Raw genomic sequence first — 18754 nt, 5'->3', positions numbered from 1 at the left:
CCCCTGTCACGGCGTGCCTTCACCGCTCTACCATCGGCTTATCCGTAGCAGGCTCCCCTCCGTTTCTGCCCGACGGCTCGTCAGCGTGCGAGCCACCAGCCCTACGGAGCATCGGGGGATGCACATGAACAGCGTTCCGCAGCACCTGCTGAGCGAGGACCGCCAGGATTACGAGCGGATCCTCGATGAGGCGCTGCGCTCCGCCCCACACCGTCCGGAACTCGCCGCTGTCGGCCAGCGGCTCAACGCCGAACAGCTGCGCACCATGGCGCTCAACGCCACCGCACTCGTCACGGTGGCCGCGGCGACCGAGTACGCGCATTACGTGAAGGTCCGCGAGGAACTGCGCCGCCCGGCGCCGTCCACCCCAACCGTGAACGAAGGAGCTGGCTCCGCGGAGCCCGGCACGACCGCGGTGGGGCTCGCCGCCACCATGGGGGAGGTCACCGAGACCGCCGGAGCCGGCGCCATCGCGGTCGTCGCGGTGCTCGCCCCCGTCCTCGCCGGCACAGCAGCGGCCATCTTCCTGCTCGTGGGATTCCTCCTGAAGGCCCTCACCCCCGAGCTGGCGTTCGCCCAGACCCTCCTGACCACCGGGTGGGTCTTCGGCGCGGTCACGGCGGCCGCGATCCTGGTCGCCGCGATCGGGCTGCTGCTGACCGCTCTGCGCAACGGCTCGCCCTCGCTCCAGGCCGGAGCGCCCGACGAGCTGAACGAGGAGGTGGCCCAGGCCAGGGAAGCCTGGCACGAGGCCCTGCTGGAGCGCGGCATCATGCCATTCCTCCGGGAGGCCCTCGCCGATCCGGGCGCGGCGGCACTGAGCCGTCCGTCACCGACGCCGACCACCGGTCGTATGCCGCACCTCGGCTACAACCGGCCGGGGTTCAGCAGCCCAGACGGCGGGCCCGCGGCCGGCCCGCGCCCGAGCTTCACCAGCCCGGACTTCACGAGCCCGGACTTCGGGGGGCCCGAGCACCAGCCGGAGTGACACCCGGTGGGCCGACACCGGGGTGACGGGAAACGAGGGGCCTGCGCCGATACGGCGTGGGCCCTTTTGCCGCCGCCCGCCCCTTCACCGGCGCCCACTCCGCTCGTCCCTCTCGTACGGTCCCGGCGCGCCCCGTCAGATGATGCCCAGCCCCCGGGCCGCCGTCATCCAGGCCGGGAACTGGGAGAGCAGCCGGTCGTACAACTCCGGGTCCGGTACGCCGCCGATGTCGTCCACCGCGAAGAACCCGACGTTGTCGACGCGTCGGCCGGGCAGCGTGTCGAACCGCTCCAGCACGCCGTAGTTCGACCGCCCCAGGCCCACGAGCTGCCAGAAGATCGGCTCCTCCACCGCGTCTCTCAGCTCCTGCTCGATCTCCTTGTTCCGATAGACACCTCCGTCGGAGAAGAACAGCACCAGCGTGGGATCAACGGCCGGATGTTCTCGCACATACGTACGTACTGCGGCGATCGCCTTCTGCTCCTCGTTCTGGATACCGACCGACCGCATGTCCACCTGTCCCGGCAGCAGGCCCTTCCGCGGCTTCTTGCTCCGCCGGAACAGGCTGAGCTCGCCGACCCGGACATGGAGGCTCAGCCACTCGGGCAGCTCGCCCAGAGTCAGGTCCGGCAGCTGGGCCGCGTGGGAGGCGAACGTCCACGCCTGCATCACCCCGTCGTCGTCCAGCTGCGCCGCCACCGCGGCCATTCGCTCCACCACGTCGGCCACGACGCCCTTCGAGTACAGGAAGGACATGGAGCCGGAGGCGTCGAGGATCAACACGACGCGCGCCGTGACCCCCTCCGCCCCGTGCTTCCGCAGGCTGACCGCCACCTGCTCCTTGCGCAACGAGAGTCGCTTGCGCATGTCCACGGGCAACCGCTCCTCGCCCTTGCTGAGACGCGGGGAGGAGGCCGGGGACACCGGGGGTGCCGGGGGTGCCGGCGGGGCGCCCGCATCGGTGGAGGCAGCCGTCCGCGAGCCCGACGCCGACAGCGCGGGCGACACCGTCGCCGTGCCCCCGGGCGAAACCGCCGGCTCCGACCCGGACGCACCGGCCCCGTCGGACTCCACGCTGATGCCGAATTCGGTGGCGAGACCAGCCAGCCCGGACGCATACCCCTGTCCGACCGCCCGGAACTTCCACTGACCGCCCCGCAGATACAGCTCGCCCCCGATGAATGCCGTCTCCGTCGTGGCCTCCATCTCGAAGCGTGCGAACTCCTGCCGGGTCCCGGCATCGAGCAGCCGCAGCGTCAGTCCCGACAGCTCGCCGAAGGTGCCTCCGTCGGCCGAGGCGCACAGGACGACACGCTCGATCCCCGGTTCCAGGGCGCGCAGGTCCACCTCGACGGTGTCCGTCGTGCCACCGCCGTCCAGCTGCTTCCCGAGATGCCGTACGGCGCCGGAGGCGTGCTGCGGCTGGTTGTAGAAGACGAAGTCCCCGTCATCCCGCACACGTCCGCCCCGGCCGAGCAGAAGCGCCGAGGCATCCGCGCCCGGCGCACCGGCCCCTCCTCTCCAGCCGAGCACGGCCCGCACCGCCCCGGCGGCGACGGGAAGGTTGGCGCCCTTGCTCATGGATGTCGATGCCATGCGCCCAGTCTGCCGAGAGAAGCCGGCCCGGGACCCGTTCGATACGCCTGATGTAGGCGGCGAACGGCTCCGGGCGCGACTCGGCGAGCGTTCGGCTCAGTCCGCGAGCGGCAGATAGACCCGGTTGCCCGTGGCCGCGAACTCCCTGGACTTCTGCGCCATGCCCTCCTCGATCTCGGCCTTCGTGCCTCCGTGCTCACGGCGGATGTCCTGCGAGATCTTCATCGAACAGAACTTCGGGCCGCACATGGAGCAGAAGTGCGCCGTCTTGGCGGGCTCGGCCGGGAGGGTCTCGTCGTGGAACTCTCGTGCTGTGTCCGGGTCGAGGGCCAGGTTGAACTGGTCCTCCCACCGGAACTCGAAGCGTGCGTCGGACAGCGCGTCGTCCCATTCCTGCGCACCTGGGTGCCCCTTGGCGAGGTCGGCTGCGTGGGCGGCGATCTTGTAGGTGATGACGCCGGTCTTGACGTCGTCACGATTGGGCAGGCCCAAGTGCTCCTTGGGCGTGACATAGCAGAGCATGGCCGTGCCCCACCAGGCGATCATCGCGGCACCGATGCCGGAGGTGATGTGGTCGTACGCCGGCGCGACGTCCGTCGTCAGCGGGCCGAGCGTATAGAACGGAGCTTCATCACAGATCTCCTGCTGAAGGTCGATGTTCTCCTTGATCTTGTGCATCGGGACATGTCCCGGGCCCTCGATCATCGTCTGTACATGAAAACGCTTCGCGATCGTGTTGAGTTCCCCGAGCGTCCTCAACTCCGCGAACTGAGCAGCGTCGTTGGCGTCCGCGATCGACCCGGGCCGCAGCCCGTCGCCGAGCGAGTACGTGACGTCGTACGCCGCGAGGATCTCGCAGAGTTCCTCGAAGTTCTCGTACAGGAACGATTCCTTGTGGTGCGCGAGGCACCAGGCCGCCATGATCGAGCCGCCGCGCGAGACGATGCCGGTCTTGCGGTTAGCGGTGAGCGGCACGTACGGCAGCCGCACGCCCGCGTGGACCGTCATGTAGTCCACGCCCTGCTCGGCCTGCTCGACGACCGTGTCCTTGTAGATCTCCCAGGTCAGCTCCTCGGCGCGGCCGTCCACCTTTTCCAGAGCCTGGTAGAGCGGCACCGTGCCGATGGGGACGGGGGAGTTGCGCAGGACCCATTCCCGCGTGGTGTGGATATTGCGCCCGGTGGACAGGTCCATGACCGTGTCCGCGCCCCAGCGGGTCGCCCAGTTCATCTTCTCGACCTCCTCCTCGATGGAGGAGGTGACGGCGGAGTTGCCGATGTTGGCGTTGACCTTCACCAGGAACCGCTTGCCGATGATCATCGGCTCGATCTCCGGGTGGTTGACGTTCACCGGCAGCACCGCGCGACCGGCGGCGATCTCCTCGCGTACGACCTCGGGGTCGACGTTCTCGCGGACCGCCACGAACTCCATCTCGGGCGTGATGTCGCCCCGCCGGGCGTACGCGAGCTGCGTGACCGCTTCTCCGGGACGGCCCCGACGGGGCTGACGTGGCCGCCCCGGGAAGACCGCGTCGAGGTTGCGCAGGCCTCCGCGCGGCGACGTGTGCTTGATTCCGTCGTCCTCGGGACGGACGGGACGGCCCGCGTACTCCTCGGTGTCGCCACGGGCGATGATCCAGTTCTCGCGCAGCGGCGCGAGACCCCTGCGTACATCGGTGTCGAGGCTCGGATCGGTGTACGGACCGGAGGTGTCGTACAGCGTGACGGACTGCCCGTTGGTGAGGTGAACTTGACGGACCGGCACCCGCAGGTCGGGACGCGAACCCTCGACGTATCCCTTGTGCCAGCCGATCGACTTCCCGGCCTCCCGCGGCTGTTCGCCCTCGGGCGCGGCAGGCGCCCCACCCGTCTGGCTGGAGGCAGGCGTGCGTACGTCCTTGTTGGTCATGAGACCTACTCCCTACGCCGGCATTACCCGGTAACAGGTTCGGCGGTCGACGCAGCGGATTCCGTCTGCCGACGTCTGTTGTGAAACGTCACTCGTTCCACGTGAAACATCGCTAAGACGGAGGTCAGCGCCCTCTCAGCCCGGTGCTCCGAGCTCCCGCGTGTGCAAAGGTGCCTCCACGCTAGCGTCATATCTGGCGCGGTGAACAGAGGGCCTTCGCCGTTCTTGCGATGATCGGTCGGTGACCACAACGCATCAGTCGCCGTTCCCGCCGTCCGAGCCGCCGCGCCGACGCGGTCCCGGAGACGGCCCTGGACATCGCTCCGGAGCCGGACACGGGCCGGGCGATGGCCACGGCCCCGGAGGCGGGCATGGGCACGGACCGGGTGAAGGACGCGGGCACGGCGCCGGGGACGAACCCGGGCCTGGGTCCGGGGACGGGCCTGGGAATGGGCACGGGCCTGGGAATGGGCACGGGCCTGGGGACGGGCACGGGGCGGGGCACTCGCACAGCCACAGCCATGGACCCGCCGTGCCCGTCTCCAAGCATCTGCGCAAGGTCATCGCGGCCATTCTGATCCCCTTCGCCGCCGCGGTCGTTGTGGGTCTCGTGGTGCTCTGGCCCGGTGGCGCCCCGTCCCACGAACGCACCGGCGTCGGCTTCGACCGGCAGACCCAGCAGGCCACGGTCACCAAGGTCGACAAGGTCAGCTGCAAGTCCGTGAACGCGTCGGGGGAGACCCCGACCGGCGACACGTCCACCGCCGAGGGCTCCTCCGCGCAGCAACAGGCGACGGGCGACTGCAAGAAGGCGACGATCCGGATCGACACCGGCAAGGACAAGGGCCGCACGTTCACGGAGATCATCCAGCCGGACCAGTCACGGCAGCTGCACGAGGGCGAGAAGGTCGTGGCCGCGTACGAGCCCTCCGCGCCCAGGGATCTGCAGTACTCGGTCACCGATGTGAACCGGAAGTTCCCTATGGCGCTGCTCGCCGGGATCTTCGCGCTGGCCGTCGTCGTCGTGGGCCGGATGCGCGGTGTCATGGCTCTGATCGCACTGGCCATCAGCTTCCTGATCCTGACCTTCTTCATCCTGCCGGCGATCCTGCAAGGCTCGAACCCGCTGGTCGTGGCCGTGGTCGGGGCGAGCGCCATCATGCTGATCGCGCTCTACATGTGCCACGGCCTCTCGGCCCGTACGTCGGTGGCGGTGCTCGGCACCCTGCTCTCCCTGGTGCTGATCGGCATCCTCGGCTCGGAGTTCATCGGGTGGGCGGCGCTGACCGGCAACACGGACGACAACACCGGTCTGATCCATGGCCTGTACCCGTCCATCGACATGAGCGGTCTGCTGCTCGCGGGCGTCATCATCGGTTCGCTCGGTGTCCTCGACGATGTGACCGTGACGCAGACGTCGGCGGTCTGGGAGCTGCACGAGGCCAGCCCGACGATGGGCTGGCGCGACCTGTACCGCGCGGGTATCCGGATCGGCCGTGACCACATCGCGTCGGTCGTCAACACGCTCGTCCTGGCGTACGCGGGTGCCGCGTTGCCCCTGCTGCTGCTCTTCTCGATCGCGCAGAGCAGTGTGGGCACGGTCGCCAACAGCGAACTGGTCGCCGAGGAGATCGTGCGCACCCTGGTCGGCTCGATCGGTCTGGTCGCCTCGGTGCCGGTGACCACGCTGCTGGCCGCCCTGGTGGTCTCAGCGGACCGCCCGGCGGCCCCGGCCGCCGCTGCGGAGCCTGTCGAGAGCAAGGCGCCGGCACGCGGCGGGAAGGGCCGTCGCCGCAAGCACTGACGCCTCCCCGCGCTCACGTCACCGGCGAGGAAGCGTTACGCCACTTATGGGGGTGCAGGAATGTCAGCCTGCGCTCTGTTCCTCGGCGAGGATGCGATCCAGTGCCTCGTCGAGGTGGGCGTCGAAGTCGGCGAGGGAACGCTCCTGCCCCAACGGCACCAGCTTGTCCGTGCGGTCGAGGAACGCCACGAGTGGCGCGGCACCGGACCGGAACAGCGCGTGGTCGCCACCCACCTGAAGCCGGATCAGCACCTCGCCGAACGCCTCCGGATCGGCGGGGGCGATGTGCACATCCCCGTCACCGCACGGCCGGCCCACGCCGTCGATCAGCAACTCCCGCCCGAACGCCCAGGTCACAGGCGCGTCGCCGGGCAAGTGGAAGGTCAGCCGCACGGCGTAGGGATCACAGGTCTCGTACCGAAGCTCCACCGGAATGCGGAAAGAGAGCTCCTCCGAGACGAGGAAGCTCATCATGACCTCTGCCTGTACCGACTCGCGCATCGCCTACCCCGTCGTTTGCCGTCGACTGGCCAGGAATCATCCCCCTGACTCTGGTGAAATATTGCTCAAAGTGCACAAGAGATCACAAGGAGTGAGTTTTCAGATGCTGATAGAGATCGCGAGTGTCCCCAGAAGTCTGTCGATCTCACATTGCAATTGTCGTGCCGCAGGTAGCAGTCGATCGGCCTGGTGAATAGGAAGAGAAATAGCCATTGTGGCGGCAGTTGTGCCGACCGTGAGGGGAAGGGCCGCGCAGACCGTTCCCAGCGCGTACTCCTGGCGCTCGATGACGGGCTCCATCCGTCCCGTCCGCTCCAGACGCCGCAGCAAGCCAGCGTTGTCACGCACCGTGTACGGAGTGATCGACTGCACAGGGTAGCGGTCGAGATGATCCCGGCGGGCCTTCTCATCGAGCTGGGACAGCAGGCACTGGCCGACCGCATGGGCGTGGCCGGTCTCCCGGAAGTCCGCCCACTCCTCCACCGCCGGATTCCCCGGGGTGTCGGCGACGCACATGACCTCGATCTCGCCGTCACGGTAGACCGCGTAGTACACGGGCACACCGATCGAATCGCGCCACTGGGCGAGCGCCTCGCTCACCGTGCTGCGACGTTTCTGCTGCGCTCCGCTGCTGCCCAACCGCTCGGCGGCCTCACCGAGGAAGAACAGTCCCTTGTCACGGCACAGATAGCCCTCGTGGACCAGGGTCCGCAGCAGGTGGTACGCCGTCGGCAGCGCAAGCCCTGCCTCCCGGGCGAGCTGCTTCGCCGGGGCGCCGTGCTGGCGCGCGGCAACGGCCTCCAGGAGACGCATCGCCCGCTGCACGGAGCCGATCAGCGTCGTGGGATGCGGCTCCGCCGACACGGCTTCCAGAGGAGGAGTGCGCGCATCCAGCAGGGGGGTGCGTGCCTCGGCAGGTGAGGTGCGCGGTTGGGCGGGCGGGAGACGTGTCCCCGCCGAAGCGCTGGACCGCTGCAGGGGTGGGGCGGGTGATTGTGCGGGTGCGGTGTCAACCGTGGCCAAGGGGCACTCCCGAAGCACGAGGGGAACCGCCCGTGCGGGGAAACACGGGAGGGGGCTGTGCGCTGCCCGCGGGGAGTCGGCCCCGCGTCGAATTCCGGACTGTAACCGCCCATCACCGCATGCAGACGGCCTCGCCGGAAAACTTCCCTCGGCCGAGGGAACCTTGAGTTCCCTTTCCCTGTATGCCCGTTACCCGTTGCTCACCCGGTTGTGTCTCACCAGTCGCTGCGCGACGACGAACTCGACATGAACTTCCGTACTACGTAGATCAATCCGCCGACGAGGGCGACGAAGATCAGGACCTTGAAAAGCAGGCCGATCAACACACTGAGCACGCTGACTATCACCGTGCCGAACACGACCAGAGCGATGACCGGCACCGCGATCCACTTCACCCACCACGGCATCCCGCCGAAGATCTCTCGCATCGCCCTTGTCCTTAGCCTCTCTACGCCCGTGGCCCCAAGTCCGGGACTCTGATTCCGGGTTCTGTGATGTCCTGCATCCGATGCTAGGGCCGTGAGGCGGCCAGCGGGGACCCTGCACCCCTTGTCCTCCCCTGACCGTTCCCCTAGGGAACCCTGAGACCCTCGTCAGCTCTCGGGCGGAGAGAACACCACCAGAACCCGCAGGTCCTCGGTGATGTGGTGGAACTTGTGGGCGACCCCCGCGGGCACGTACACGACGCTGCCCCGTGCGACCTGGGTGGTCTCCAGGCCGACCGTGATCGAAGCGCGGCCGCTCACGACGAAGTACACCTCGTCCTGCTGGTGCGGCTTCTGCGGGTCGGGCGCGCCCGCGTCGAGCGCGTACAGGCCGACCGACATGTTCCGTTCGCGCAGAAACTGCAGGTAGGCACCGTCGTTGGCGGCGCGTTCCGCCTCCAGTTCGTCCAGCCGGAATGCCTTCATCGCCCTCGTCCGCTCCTGTGCTCCGAAAGCTGTGTCCACAGCCTTGCTCGCCCGTCGATCTCTTCTGCCACGATCAGACACATGAAGAATTTCGTAGTCAAGACGATCGCCAACGCGGGGGCCCTGGCCATCGCGGTGTGGCTGCTCGACAAGATCACCCTGACAGGGACCAGCACAGGCAAGAAGGTCGGCACGCTGCTGGTGGTCGCCCTGCTCTTCGGCCTGGTGAACTTCCTGGTCAAGCCGGTCGTGAAGGTGCTGACCTTCCCGCTCTTCATTCTGACGCTCGGCCTGATCACTCTCGTGGTCAACGCCCTGATGCTGCTGCTCACCTCGTGGCTGGCCGACAAGCTCAACCTGAGTTTCCATGTGGAGGGCTTCTGGACCGCCGTGTTGGGCGGCCTGATCATCTCGGTCGTGTCCTGGGCGCTCAATGTCGTGCTGCCCGACGGCGAGGACTGAGGGTCTCCGATGTCCTATCGCGTCTGTTTCGTCTGTACCGGCAACATCTGCCGCTCGCCGATGGCCGAGTCCGTCTTCCGTGCCCGCATAGAAGAGGCCGGACTCGACGGCCTGGTAGAGATCGACAGCGCGGGCACGGGCGGCTGGCACGAGGGCGACGGTGCGGACTCGCGCACCGTCGCCGTCCTGGAGGCGGCGGGCTACGAGAGCGGCCATACCGCCCGACAGTTCCACACCTCGTGGTTCTCCCGCCTCGACCTCGTCATCGCCCTCGACTCCGGCCACCTCAAGGCCCTGCGCCGGCTCGCGCCCACTCCCGAGGATGCCGCGAAGGTCCGGCTGCTGCGGTCGTACGACCCCGCCGCGGGCGACGACCTGGACGTTCCCGATCCGTATTACGGACTCATGGACGGCTTCGGGGAGTGTCTTGAGATGGTGGAGACGGCGAGCCACGGATTGCTCGCCGCAGTACAGCAAGAACTGGAGGGACGGGCGGCATGACGTCAGGGGATTTCGTCACGGGAAGCGGCGACGGCACGCGAGCGGTACGGGCGGGGCTGCCCGACCCCGTCAAGTACGAGCCGACGCTTCCGGGCCCGGTCTTCGCCGCGCACTTCCATCTGCCGGGCGATCCGACCGGCCCGTACACCTACGGTCGTGACGAGAACCCGACCTGGACGCTCCTGGAGCGCGCCATCGGCGAGTTGGAGGCGCCCGGGCGGGACGGTGTCACGACGCTCGCCTTCCCCTCCGGGATGGCCGCCATCTCGGCGGTGCTCTTCTCCCAGCTGAAGGCAGGTGACGTGGTCGTCCTGCCCGTCGACGGCTACCAGGTGCTGCCACTGGTGCGCGAGCAGCTCACCGCGTACGGCATCGAGGTACGCACCGCCCCGACCGGCGGCGACGCCCAGCTCGACGTGCTCGACGGCGCGAAGCTGCTGTGGATCGAGACCCCGTCGAACCCGGGGCTCGACGTCTGTGACGTACGACGGCTCGTCGCCGCGGCCCACGCCCAGGGCGCCCTCGTCGCCGTCGACAACACCCTGGCGACCCCGCTCGGGCAACGCCCGCTGGAGCTGGGCGCCGACTTCTCGGTCGCCAGCGGCACCAAGATGCTCACCGGGCACGGCGACATCCTCCTCGGATACGTCACCGCCCTCGACGCCGGCCTGATGGCGCCCGTCCGGCGCTGGCGGAAGATCGTCGGAGCGATCCCCGGGCCCATGGAGGCCTGGCTGGCGCACCGCTCCCTCGCCACGCTCCAGCTGCGCGCCGACCGGCAGAACGCGAACGCCCTGGCGATCGCCGAGGCGCTGCGCGGCCGGCCCGAGGTGACTGGGCTGCGCTATCCGGGACTGCCCGACGACCCCTCGCACAAGATCGCCTCGCAGCAGATGCGGCGCTTCGGGTGCGTGGTTTCCTTCACGCTGCCCACACGCGTGCGTGCCGACCGTTTCCTCGACACGCTGCGTCTGGTGGACGACGCGACGAGCTTCGGCGGGGTGCGGTCCACCGCCGAGCGGCGCGGCCGGTGGGGCGGCGACGCGGTGCCGGAGGGCTTCATCCGTTTCTCTGCCGGCGCCGAGGATCCCGAGGACCTGGTGGCGGACGTACTGCGCGCGCTCGACGAATCCGCGGAGTGAGCCGCTCCTGAACGACCGGTGAGTATGCTGCGCCGTATATCCAGGCTGTCGGCTTAGTACCTCGCTACGTACAACGGACGGTCCGAGCCTCCCCCCTCGTGGCTCGGACCGTCCCGGTTCTGTGCGCGAAGAACCGCGCGAACAAGGCTAGTTGACTCTGTGTCAGTGTCCAATCACAGTAGCGACAGCGACCTATCGACTTATTTATAGTTGGGGCTCGGCCGGAGGTGCTGGGAGGGGAGGGGCACCATGGATTTGGCCTTGCTGCGCACATTTGTGACCGTGCACCGGGCCGGTTCCTTCACTCGCGCCGCAGCACTGCTCGGTCTCTCGCAGCCTGCCGTCACCTCACAGATCCGCACGCTGGAGCGGCAGTTGGGGCGACCGCTCTTTCTGCGCCAGGCCCGCGGAGTGACGCCCACGACGATCGGTGACGAGCTCGCCCACAAGGCCGCGCCGCATCTCGACGCTCTGGTGGAGATCGCCGAGACCGGACTCGACGAGGACTCGTCGCTGCGCACCCTGCATCTGGCCGGACCACCGGAGTTCACCGCCGAGCGGGCACTGCCCGCGCTGACGGAGCTGACGGGCGAGGACGGCATGGGCTTCGCGCTGCGCGCCTCCTTCGGGAACGCCGAGGAAACGCTGGAAGGACTCGCCGCCGGACATCATGATCTGGCCATCACCACGGCCCGTCCCCGCGGCACCCTGCTCACCGCGACTCCGCTCTGCGACGAGGAGCATGTACTGGTCGCCGCCCCGCGCTGGGCCGCCCGCATAGGTGCCGGGAAGCTCCGCCGCAAGGGCTCGCCGGCACTGGAGAACTTCCCCGTGGTCGAGGTGCACGAGTCGCTGCCGCTCGTCGCCCGCTACTGGGCGTCCGTCTTCGACTCCCACCCCGCAGCCTCGGGCACCGTCGTCGTCCCCGATCTGCGTGCCGTGCTCGCCTGCGCCGCCACGGGTGCGGGCCTCGCGGTGCTGCCCCGGTATCTGTGCGCCGAAGCTCTGGAGCGGGGTGACGTGGTCGCGCTGCTCGACCCGGCGGTGCCTCCGCTGCGTACCTACTTCCTGGTGGTCCGCACCGGCACGCTGGCCATGCCGCACATCGCACGGGCGCACGACTGGCTGCTGCACGCCGCAGCCGACTGGTCCTGAGGGCTTCCCCGCCTCACCGAACACCCTGAGCCCCCCAGGGGGCCTTCTGAGGCCTTCCTGAGGTCCTGGGGGCTCCGCGATGTTTCACGTGGAACCAGCCGGGCCACATTTCTCCCATGACCGTCCGACCCGTGGTCAAGCGCACCGCCCGCGCCATCCTGCTCGATGGCAACGACCTGATCTTGATCAAGCGCACCAAACCCGGCGTCGATCCCTACTGGCTCACACCGGGTGGCGGGGTCGAACCGGAAGACACGACTGTCGTCGACGCACTCCATCGTGAGGTGCACGAGGAACTCGGCGCCAAGATCATCGACGTAGTGCCCTGCTTCGTCGACACCGTCGAGCACATCGGTGATGACGGCGGCGCGACCGGCGTGAAGGTGCAGCACTTCTTCGTCTGCCGTCTGGAGTCCATGGATCCGGACCAGCGGCACGGCCCCGAGATGGAGGAGCCGTGCGGCGAGTACGAGATCGTGCGGGTCCCGTTCACCCGGGTCGGGATCGCTTCCGTTCACCTCGTGCCGCTCTCCCTGCGGCACTATCTCGACGGGAACATCGAGGGCGTACGGGCGATGCACGCACCGGATCTGGGCTGAGGGACTTCGGGCGGGGGTCACGGCCCCCTCGGCCGGGTGGGTCCGGTCAGTCCCCAGCCGCGACGAGTTCCTCGACCGAGTCGTGGCGTATGCGGTCCGACGGGATGCCCGCGTCCCTCAGGGCGTCCACCCCGCTGCGGATCATGCCGGGCGGCCCCGAGAGGTAGGCGTCGTACTCGTTCCACGGCCCGTACTCGCGTACGGCGTCGGGCAACTGCAGATGCGCCTGCTGGTCGACGACCGGGCGCACGGCAAGCCATGGGTGGGTCTGCTGCAGCCGCAGCATCGTGTCGATGTCGTACAGGTCGTGATCGGTGCGGGCACCGTAGAAGACCTCGACCGGGCGCCTCTCCCCGTGCTCGGCGACGTCCTCGACCAACGCCTTGATAGGCGCGATACCCGTGCCGCCGCCGAGGCAGAGCAGTCCGTTGGCGGTGGTGTGGTCGACGGTCATCGATCCGGCCGGCGGGCCGAGCCGGATGATGTCGCCGGGACGCGCGCGGTGCACCAGCGCGTTGGAAACCCAGCCCGCCGGAACCGCCTTCACATGGAACGACAGCAGCCCGTCGGATCGGGGCGCCGAGGCGAAGGAGTAGTGCCGCCAAATCCGTGGCCACCACGGTGTTTCCAGGCTCGTGTACTGCCCGGCGAGGAACGGATACGGCTGGTCGGGGCGGACGGTGATGACGGCGATGTCCGGCGTCCTGAGATCGTGCGCGACGACCTCGGCGTACCACCAGGCCGGGGCGCGCAGCTCATCCGAGGCCGCCGCGTCGATCATCACCTGGGAGATCGTCGTGTACGCACGAACCCAGGCTGCCTCGGTCTCGGCGTCCCAGATCGCCGAGGCAAACCGGCTGAGTGAGCCGATGAGGCACTCACCGACAGCCGGGTAGTGCTCGGGGCGGGTGCCGTACTTGCGGTGTCCACGGCCGAGGTTCTGCAAGTAGTCGACGAGAACCGGGGTGTTGTCGATGTGTTCGGCGGCGGTCAGCAGCGCCTTGAGCAGTCGGTCCCGCTGGGTGTCCATCGCCGCGGGGAACAGCGGCCTCAGATCCGGGTGGCGCACGAAGAGCAGCGCGTAGAAGTAGGAGGTGACCTTGTCGGCAACGGGGCCGACCTCGGCCATGGTCCGGCGGATGAGCACGGCGTCCGGGGATGGCTGCGGAGTGGGGGCGGACCTCTGGGCGGACAACCTCGGCTCCGGGCCGGGGTTGGACTGCTCACGTCCGGGGTCCGTCCGCTCCCGCTCGAACACGGACTGCTCCGGGCCGGTGTCGGACTGCGCAGAGCCGTGGTCGGGCCAGGCCGGACCCGACAACGGCCGAGCGGAATCGTGTGCGGGCTCCGGCTCGGGACGTGGAGCCTCAGTGGGTGCGGCCCGGTGAGAAGTCGGCTCTGCCTCCAGGGCGGAGGATATTCGTTCCTGCTCCGTCGTTCCCCGACCCGCGACGGGTCGGCCGACCGGGCGCATCGCCGCCAGACGGCGGCCGTCGGCCGGCTCCCGCTCCCCACCCGACGGCAGTGGTTCCTTGCGCGGCGTGAACCAGCCACCCCCGCCATTGCCTCCGGAAGTGCCGTTGTCGGCCGACGTGGTGGTCGGAGCGTCCATGGTGTGCCTCGCCTCGAACATCTTTCGGTCGGTCTACGCACTTCCGCGGTCGGAAGATGCCCACTTTCCCCCGTAGACGACTTGCTTTCCTGCCCCGTTCAGTCCCCACCGGCCGATGCGGCCACATTCAACCCGGATTCCCGCTCTCTACGGACAAGTAAGGTGAGAATGTGACATTGGCCGCACTACTCTCACCGCAGCATCCCACTCCGAGTCAACACCCGACCGCATAACGGAAAATGCGGTTCTTCGATCTTCCCGTCCCGTTACGCTGCATTGGCCTGCGTTCGCACCCCACCAGATGTGCGTACATCACGGCGGACGCGAACCGGAGTCGACCATACCGGCAGCCGCCCCACGCACAAGTACCCCCTTCCTTCCGCCCGAAGATGCGGCACTCCACTCTCAACTGCCCTAATCAGAGGTCGCGTCGAACCAATTCATAGGCATCCCACAGGTCCCGCCCCACGTAGGAGTGCGTGGCAAGGCCCGCCAGATGGCGATCCGCATTGACCGCGACGGATACCGGCACCGTCTCGAACAGATCCTTGTCGGACAGCGAGTCCCCATAGGCGACACAATCGGCCCGCATCACCCCGAATTCTTCACAGAGCCAGTCCGTGATCTGCACCTTTGCCGCGGCGCTGAGAATGCCCGCGAGATCAACGGGCTCGCTGAAGGGCAGAGCGGGAAAGCGGGAACCGTATGCCGCATGCGCACCCCATGCCGTCAGTCGCTCGACGAAGAACGAGGGCGAGAGTGAGACGACGGCACAGTAGTCCCCGCTGCCCCTGATCTCCGCCCAGACGTCCTCGATACCGGACAGCCACGGCGCACCATCAAAGGCCGCCGCCACATGTTCCTCCCTGAGATCCGTCCACAAGGCGTGCACCTGTGTGGCGTACTCCGGCGGGCCGATCCGTCCTGCCGAGATGGCTTGCTCAAGCGCAACGGTCTCGGCCTCCAGACCGATCTGCCGTGAGATCTCCAAGGGCGCCGAACTCCCGAACAGCAGTGTTCCGTCAAGGTCGAAGAGGTGAAGTCGTGGCATGGAAGCCGAGGCTAGCGGGCCGGGCTCTCTCCGCCGTTTCACGTGAAACATCTGTCCGCACGCTGCGGGAAACGACGCTGTCCGCATGCTGCGCCTATGGCGTGACATGGCCAAAAGCACATAGGTCCCTGGGTAAACAAGTGGACATCAGGGGTGTGTGTCAGACAGCCTGACCTGCGTGTCGACACCTTCCCCTGCTGTTCTGCCCATCCGCAGGCTGACGCTTCGCGATCTCACCGCCTGCGCCGATTTGTCAGAGGACCGGGGGTGGCCCCGCGAGGAACACAAGTGGGGTCTGCTCCTCACGGCCGGGACGGGCTACGGCATCGACGACCCCGACGGCGGTCTCGTCACCGCCTGCGTCGTGACCGAGTACGGAACGCCGCAGAGACTCGAACTGGGCGCGATCGGCATGATGCTGGTCGCCGAGCGCCATGCCCGCCAGGGTGTCGGCCGACGCCTGATGCGGCACGTCGTGGCGGAGATGGGCACCACTCCGCTGACCCTGCACGCGACTCCTTATGGCCGACCGCTCTACGAGGAGCTGGGCTTCAAGGTCACAGGCCGTGCGGAGATGGTCCGTGGACACTTCGTCCCTGGTGGGCCGGAACCGAAGGCGGCCACGCGCCCGGCCGGCGCCGAGGACCTCACCACGATTCTTCGCCTCGACGCGGAGGTCTTCGTCTCCGACCGCACTCATGTGATCACGCGGTTGCCCGCCTTCTCCGATCAGCTGCGCGTCGCCGTGGAGAACGGCCGGATCATCGGCTACGCGGCGGCCTGGCCCAACATGGACACCCATGTGGTGGGTCCCCTGATCGCCCGTGACACGGAAACGGCGAAGGCACTCATCACCTCGCTCGCCGCCCACACCGACCGACCGCTGCGCACCGACATCGACGTACGGCACGAAGAGCTGCTGTTCTGGGCGAAGGAGCACGGTCTCGAGTCCGTGAGCTTCAACGCGGTGATGACGTACGGGATCTCGGAGTTGCCCGGGGACTGGACGCGACGCTTCGCTCCGCTCACGGTGGCAGCGGGCTGAGAGCCGCCGGGGTGCAGTCGCATCCATCGTGCAGAAACTCGTTCACCGCGTACAGAAGCGCCGGTCCCCCACGTTTGCGGGAGACCGGCGCTTGTTCTACGGGGGTGCGGTCAGACGAGCGTCTCCACCGCCGCGACGGCGAAGTCGTGGTCCTGGTCGGGCGCTCCGCCGCCGACCCCGATCGCACCGATCAGACGGCCGTCACGGCGGACTGGAACACCGCCCGCGATGAACAGGAGCGGACGGTCCAGCGCGGTGGGCAGGGTGTGGAAGAGGCCGCCGGGCTGGACGGCGTCGACCAGTTCCCTGGTGGCGGAGTCCAGCTGAAGGGCCGTGTAGGCCTTGCGTGTGCTGGTCTCGCCGGAAATCAGGACGGCGCGGTCGTCGCGCCGGAAGGCGAGCAGATGGCCGCCCGCGTCGAGGACGGTGACGCTGACCCTGACCCCGGCGGCCTCAGCGGCACGGCGGGCCGCGGAGACGAGAACCTCGGCGTCCTGGATGGTCAGCGGGGCAACGGCGGTGGTGGTCATGAGGGACTTTCTCCTTGAGGTGCTGTTCGGCCGTGGCCGATCTGGGTGCTGGCCTCAGCCATAGGAGTGGCTGCTGCTCAGTGGCTCAGTTGTGGACGGTGGTCCGTTGCTCGACGGGCGCGCTCACGGCGGCGACGGTGGCGCCGGCTCGGCGCTCCAGAGCTGCCGAGATGACGGCGAGGACCAGGGCTCCCGCGGAAAGGACCGCGCCGACCCAGTTGGGGGCGGTGTAGCCCAGGCCGGCTGCGATGACGAGACCACCGAGCCAGGCCGAGAGGGCGTTGCCGAGGTTGAAGGCACCGATGTTCACGGCCGAGGCAAGGGTGGGGGCACCGTGCGCCTGGTCGAGGACGCGCTTCTGCAGCGGCGGCACGGTCGCGAACCCGAGAGCCCCGATCAGCGCGATCGTGAGGGCCGCCAGGATCTTGTTGTGCGCGGTCAGGGTGAACAGGGCGAGCACGACAGCGAGACCGCCCAGGGACACGTACAACATCGGCATCAGCGCGCGGTCGGCGAACCTGCCGCCGATGAGGTTCCCGCCGACCATGCCGAGGCCGAAGAGGACCAACAGCCAGGTGACGGAGGTGTCGGCGAAGCCGGTGACATGCGTCATCATCGGCGCGATGTAGGTGATGGCCGCGAAGACACCGCCGAAGCCGAGCACGGTCATCGCCATGGCGAGCAGGACCTGGACGTTCTTGAAGGCGGCAAGCTCGTGACGGAGATGTACGCCCTCGGGCTTCGGCATCTCGGGGACCAGCTTGACGATGCCGAGCAGACCGATCACTCCGAGCGCCGCGACTCCGGCGAAGGTGACCCGCCACCCCGCGGACTGCCCGATCAACGTGCCCAGGGGGACGCCGACCACATTGGCGATGGTGAGTCCGCTGAACATCATGGCGATCGCACCGGCCTTCTTCTCCGGCGCGACAAGCTCGGCGGCCACGACCGATCCGATACCGAAGAAGGCGCCGTGGGCGAGCGAGGCGACGATGCGGCCCACCAGCATCAGCCCGAAGGCCGGGGCGACGGCGGAGAGCAGGTTGCCGACGACGAACAGCCCCATCAGCAGCATCAGCATTCGCTTGCGGGACACCTTCGTGCCGAGCGCGGTCATGATCGGGGCGCCGATCACCACGCCGAGGGCATAGCCGGTCACCAGCAGTCCGGCCGTGGGGATGGAGACACCGAAGTCACCGGCGACCTCGGGCAGTACACCCATGATCACGAACTCGGTGGTTCCGATTCCAAAGGCCCCGATCGCGAGGGCCAGAAGCGCGAGAGGCATGGTGGGGACACCTTCCCAAACGATTGCAGGAGCGCTTTGCGTGCGTTCACAATAGTTGCACACGCGGGCTATACGCAACAGCGGACTATTGCGTTCGTGCTCTACCCTGGTGTCAGCCGCTCCGGGACGGAGGAACACGCCATGACAGCCACGGACCCCGCACTCACCGCCCTTGCTCAGGGATGGTGCGCCCTCTCTCTGCTGCACGGGAGGATCGAGGCCCACATCGAGCGCGCCCTGCAGGCCAAGCACGACCTCAGCGTGCGGGAGTACTCCCTGCTCGACGTGCTCAGCCGACAGCACGACGGCGAGGGTGGCCACCTGCAGATGAAGCAGGTCGCGGACGCGGTCGTACTCAGCCAGAGCGCCACCACACGGCTCGTCACCCGGCTCGAGGACCGCGGACTGCTCTCCCGCTATCTGTGCCCGACCGACCGCCGCGGCATCTACACGAACGTCAGCGAGGCCGGCCTCAAGCTCCTCGAAGAGGCCCGGCCCACCAATGACACCGCCCTGCGCGAGGCACTCGACGAAGCGGCCAAGGTCCCCGAACTGGCCCCGCTGGTCCGCGTCGTGGAGTCGGCGAGCGTTCCCGTCTAGCCGTACCCCTACCGGACACCCACACAGGCCGTACAGGT

Annotated in this window: 19 protein-coding genes and 1 riboswitch; of the genes, 9 read left to right on the top strand and 10 right to left on the bottom strand. The window is 68.3% G+C overall.

Annotated elements, in window-relative coordinates; genetic code table 11:
* Positions 1 to 118 precede the first annotated feature (118 nt).
* Complete coding sequence (locus tag OG819_RS13560; RefSeq protein WP_266649553.1) at positions 119 to 988, top strand: hypothetical protein; 870 nt, start codon at positions 119 to 121, stop codon at positions 986 to 988.
* 135 nt (positions 989 to 1123) lie between these two features.
* Here OG819_RS13560 and OG819_RS13555 read toward each other — a convergent pair whose 3' ends face one another.
* Positions 1124 to 2584, bottom strand: a complete 1461-nt coding sequence (locus OG819_RS13555; protein ID WP_266649551.1) for a VWA domain-containing protein — start codon at positions 2582 to 2584, stop codon at positions 1124 to 1126.
* A gap of 96 nt (positions 2585 to 2680) precedes the next feature.
* Positions 2681 to 4492: a phosphomethylpyrimidine synthase ThiC gene (gene thiC, locus OG819_RS13550; RefSeq protein ID WP_266649549.1), complete on the bottom strand. Its 1812-nt coding sequence runs from the start codon at positions 4490 to 4492 to the stop codon at positions 2681 to 2683.
* Positions 4485 to 4662, bottom strand: a riboswitch (TPP riboswitch). It overlaps the preceding gene by 8 nt.
* Before the next feature lie 71 nt (positions 4663 to 4733).
* On the opposite strand from thiC, the gene OG819_RS13545 reads away from it, so the two are divergent.
* Positions 4734 to 6296 carry a YibE/F family protein gene (locus OG819_RS13545; RefSeq protein ID WP_266649548.1) on the top strand — a complete coding sequence of 521 codons (1563 nt, stop codon included), beginning with the start codon at positions 4734 to 4736 and terminating at the stop codon, positions 6294 to 6296.
* 63 nt (positions 6297 to 6359) lie between these two features.
* Here the strand turns inward: OG819_RS13545 and OG819_RS13540 are convergent, their stop codons facing one another.
* From OG819_RS13540 to OG819_RS13525, 4 genes are all read right to left on the bottom strand, one after another.
* Positions 6360 to 6797 (bottom strand): SsgA family sporulation/cell division regulator, encoded by a 438-nt coding sequence (locus OG819_RS13540; protein WP_067376783.1) that lies wholly within the window; start codon positions 6795 to 6797, stop codon positions 6360 to 6362.
* 99 nt (positions 6798 to 6896) lie between these two features.
* Positions 6897 to 7661 carry an IclR family transcriptional regulator gene (locus OG819_RS13535; RefSeq protein WP_266626355.1) on the bottom strand — a complete coding sequence of 255 codons (765 nt, stop codon included), beginning with the start codon at positions 7659 to 7661 and terminating at the stop codon, positions 6897 to 6899.
* Positions 7662 to 8035: 374 nt separating this feature from the next.
* Complete coding sequence (locus OG819_RS13530) at positions 8036 to 8248, bottom strand: DUF5326 family protein (RefSeq protein ID WP_054236469.1); 213 nt, start codon at positions 8246 to 8248, stop codon at positions 8036 to 8038.
* Between the two features lie 165 nt (positions 8249 to 8413).
* Entirely contained in the window at positions 8414 to 8731 is a 318-nt protein-coding gene (locus OG819_RS13525; RefSeq protein WP_095853716.1) for a cupin domain-containing protein, read from the bottom strand.
* Positions 8732 to 8812: 81 nt separating this feature from the next.
* Here OG819_RS13525 and OG819_RS13520 point away from each other — a divergent pair, with 81 nt between their 5' ends.
* From OG819_RS13520 to OG819_RS13500, 5 genes are all read left to right on the top strand, one after another.
* A complete protein-coding gene (locus OG819_RS13520) occupies positions 8813 to 9193 on the top strand; it encodes a phage holin family protein (protein ID WP_266626359.1) in 381 nt (126 codons plus the stop codon).
* 9 nt (positions 9194 to 9202) lie between these two features.
* Positions 9203 to 9694 (top strand): low molecular weight protein-tyrosine-phosphatase, encoded by a 492-nt coding sequence (locus OG819_RS13515; protein WP_266626361.1) that lies wholly within the window; start codon positions 9203 to 9205, stop codon positions 9692 to 9694.
* A complete protein-coding gene (locus OG819_RS13510) occupies positions 9691 to 10836 on the top strand; it encodes a cystathionine gamma-lyase (protein WP_266626363.1) in 1146 nt (381 codons plus the stop codon). The genes OG819_RS13515 and OG819_RS13510 overlap by 4 nt, the downstream gene beginning before the upstream one ends.
* 249 nt (positions 10837 to 11085) lie before the next feature.
* Positions 11086 to 11991: a LysR family transcriptional regulator gene (locus OG819_RS13505; RefSeq protein ID WP_266583820.1), complete on the top strand. Its 906-nt coding sequence runs from the start codon at positions 11086 to 11088 to the stop codon at positions 11989 to 11991.
* Positions 11992 to 12107: 116 nt separating this feature from the next.
* Positions 12108 to 12590, top strand: coding sequence for an NUDIX domain-containing protein (locus OG819_RS13500; RefSeq protein WP_266626365.1), 483 nt, complete (start codon positions 12108 to 12110; stop codon positions 12588 to 12590).
* A 46-nt stretch (positions 12591 to 12636) separates the two neighbouring features.
* Here OG819_RS13500 and OG819_RS13495 read toward each other — a convergent pair whose 3' ends face one another.
* Both OG819_RS13495 and OG819_RS13490 read right to left on the bottom strand, forming a co-directional pair.
* Complete coding sequence (locus tag OG819_RS13495) at positions 12637 to 14202, bottom strand: globin domain-containing protein (RefSeq protein WP_266626367.1); 1566 nt, start codon at positions 14200 to 14202, stop codon at positions 12637 to 12639.
* A 418-nt stretch (positions 14203 to 14620) separates the two neighbouring features.
* Complete coding sequence (locus OG819_RS13490) at positions 14621 to 15253, bottom strand: HAD family phosphatase (RefSeq protein ID WP_266626369.1); 633 nt, start codon at positions 15251 to 15253, stop codon at positions 14621 to 14623.
* 178 nt (positions 15254 to 15431) lie between these two features.
* On the opposite strand from OG819_RS13490, the gene OG819_RS13485 reads away from it, so the two are divergent.
* Positions 15432 to 16298: a GNAT family N-acetyltransferase gene (locus OG819_RS13485; RefSeq protein ID WP_266649547.1), complete on the top strand. Its 867-nt coding sequence runs from the start codon at positions 15432 to 15434 to the stop codon at positions 16296 to 16298.
* Between the two features lie 110 nt (positions 16299 to 16408).
* Here OG819_RS13485 and OG819_RS13480 read toward each other — a convergent pair whose 3' ends face one another.
* On the bottom strand, positions 16409 to 16828 hold the full coding sequence (locus OG819_RS13480) for a heme-binding protein (protein WP_266626373.1): 420 nt from the start codon (positions 16826 to 16828) through the stop codon (positions 16409 to 16411).
* 85 nt (positions 16829 to 16913) lie between these two features.
* Complete coding sequence (locus OG819_RS13475) at positions 16914 to 18116, bottom strand: MFS transporter (RefSeq protein WP_266626375.1); 1203 nt, start codon at positions 18114 to 18116, stop codon at positions 16914 to 16916.
* Between the two features lie 141 nt (positions 18117 to 18257).
* On the opposite strand from OG819_RS13475, the gene OG819_RS13470 reads away from it, so the two are divergent.
* Complete coding sequence (locus OG819_RS13470) at positions 18258 to 18716, top strand: MarR family winged helix-turn-helix transcriptional regulator (RefSeq protein WP_266626377.1); 459 nt, start codon at positions 18258 to 18260, stop codon at positions 18714 to 18716.
* The last annotated feature ends 38 nt before the right edge of the window (positions 18717 to 18754 follow it).

The sequence above is a fragment of the Streptomyces sp. NBC_01549 genome (assembly GCF_026339955.1).
GTDB lineage: Bacteria > Actinomycetota > Actinomycetes > Streptomycetales > Streptomycetaceae > Streptomyces.
Note: the sequence above shows the minus strand (reverse complement) of the source record. Positions and strands in the feature narration are given on the sequence as shown.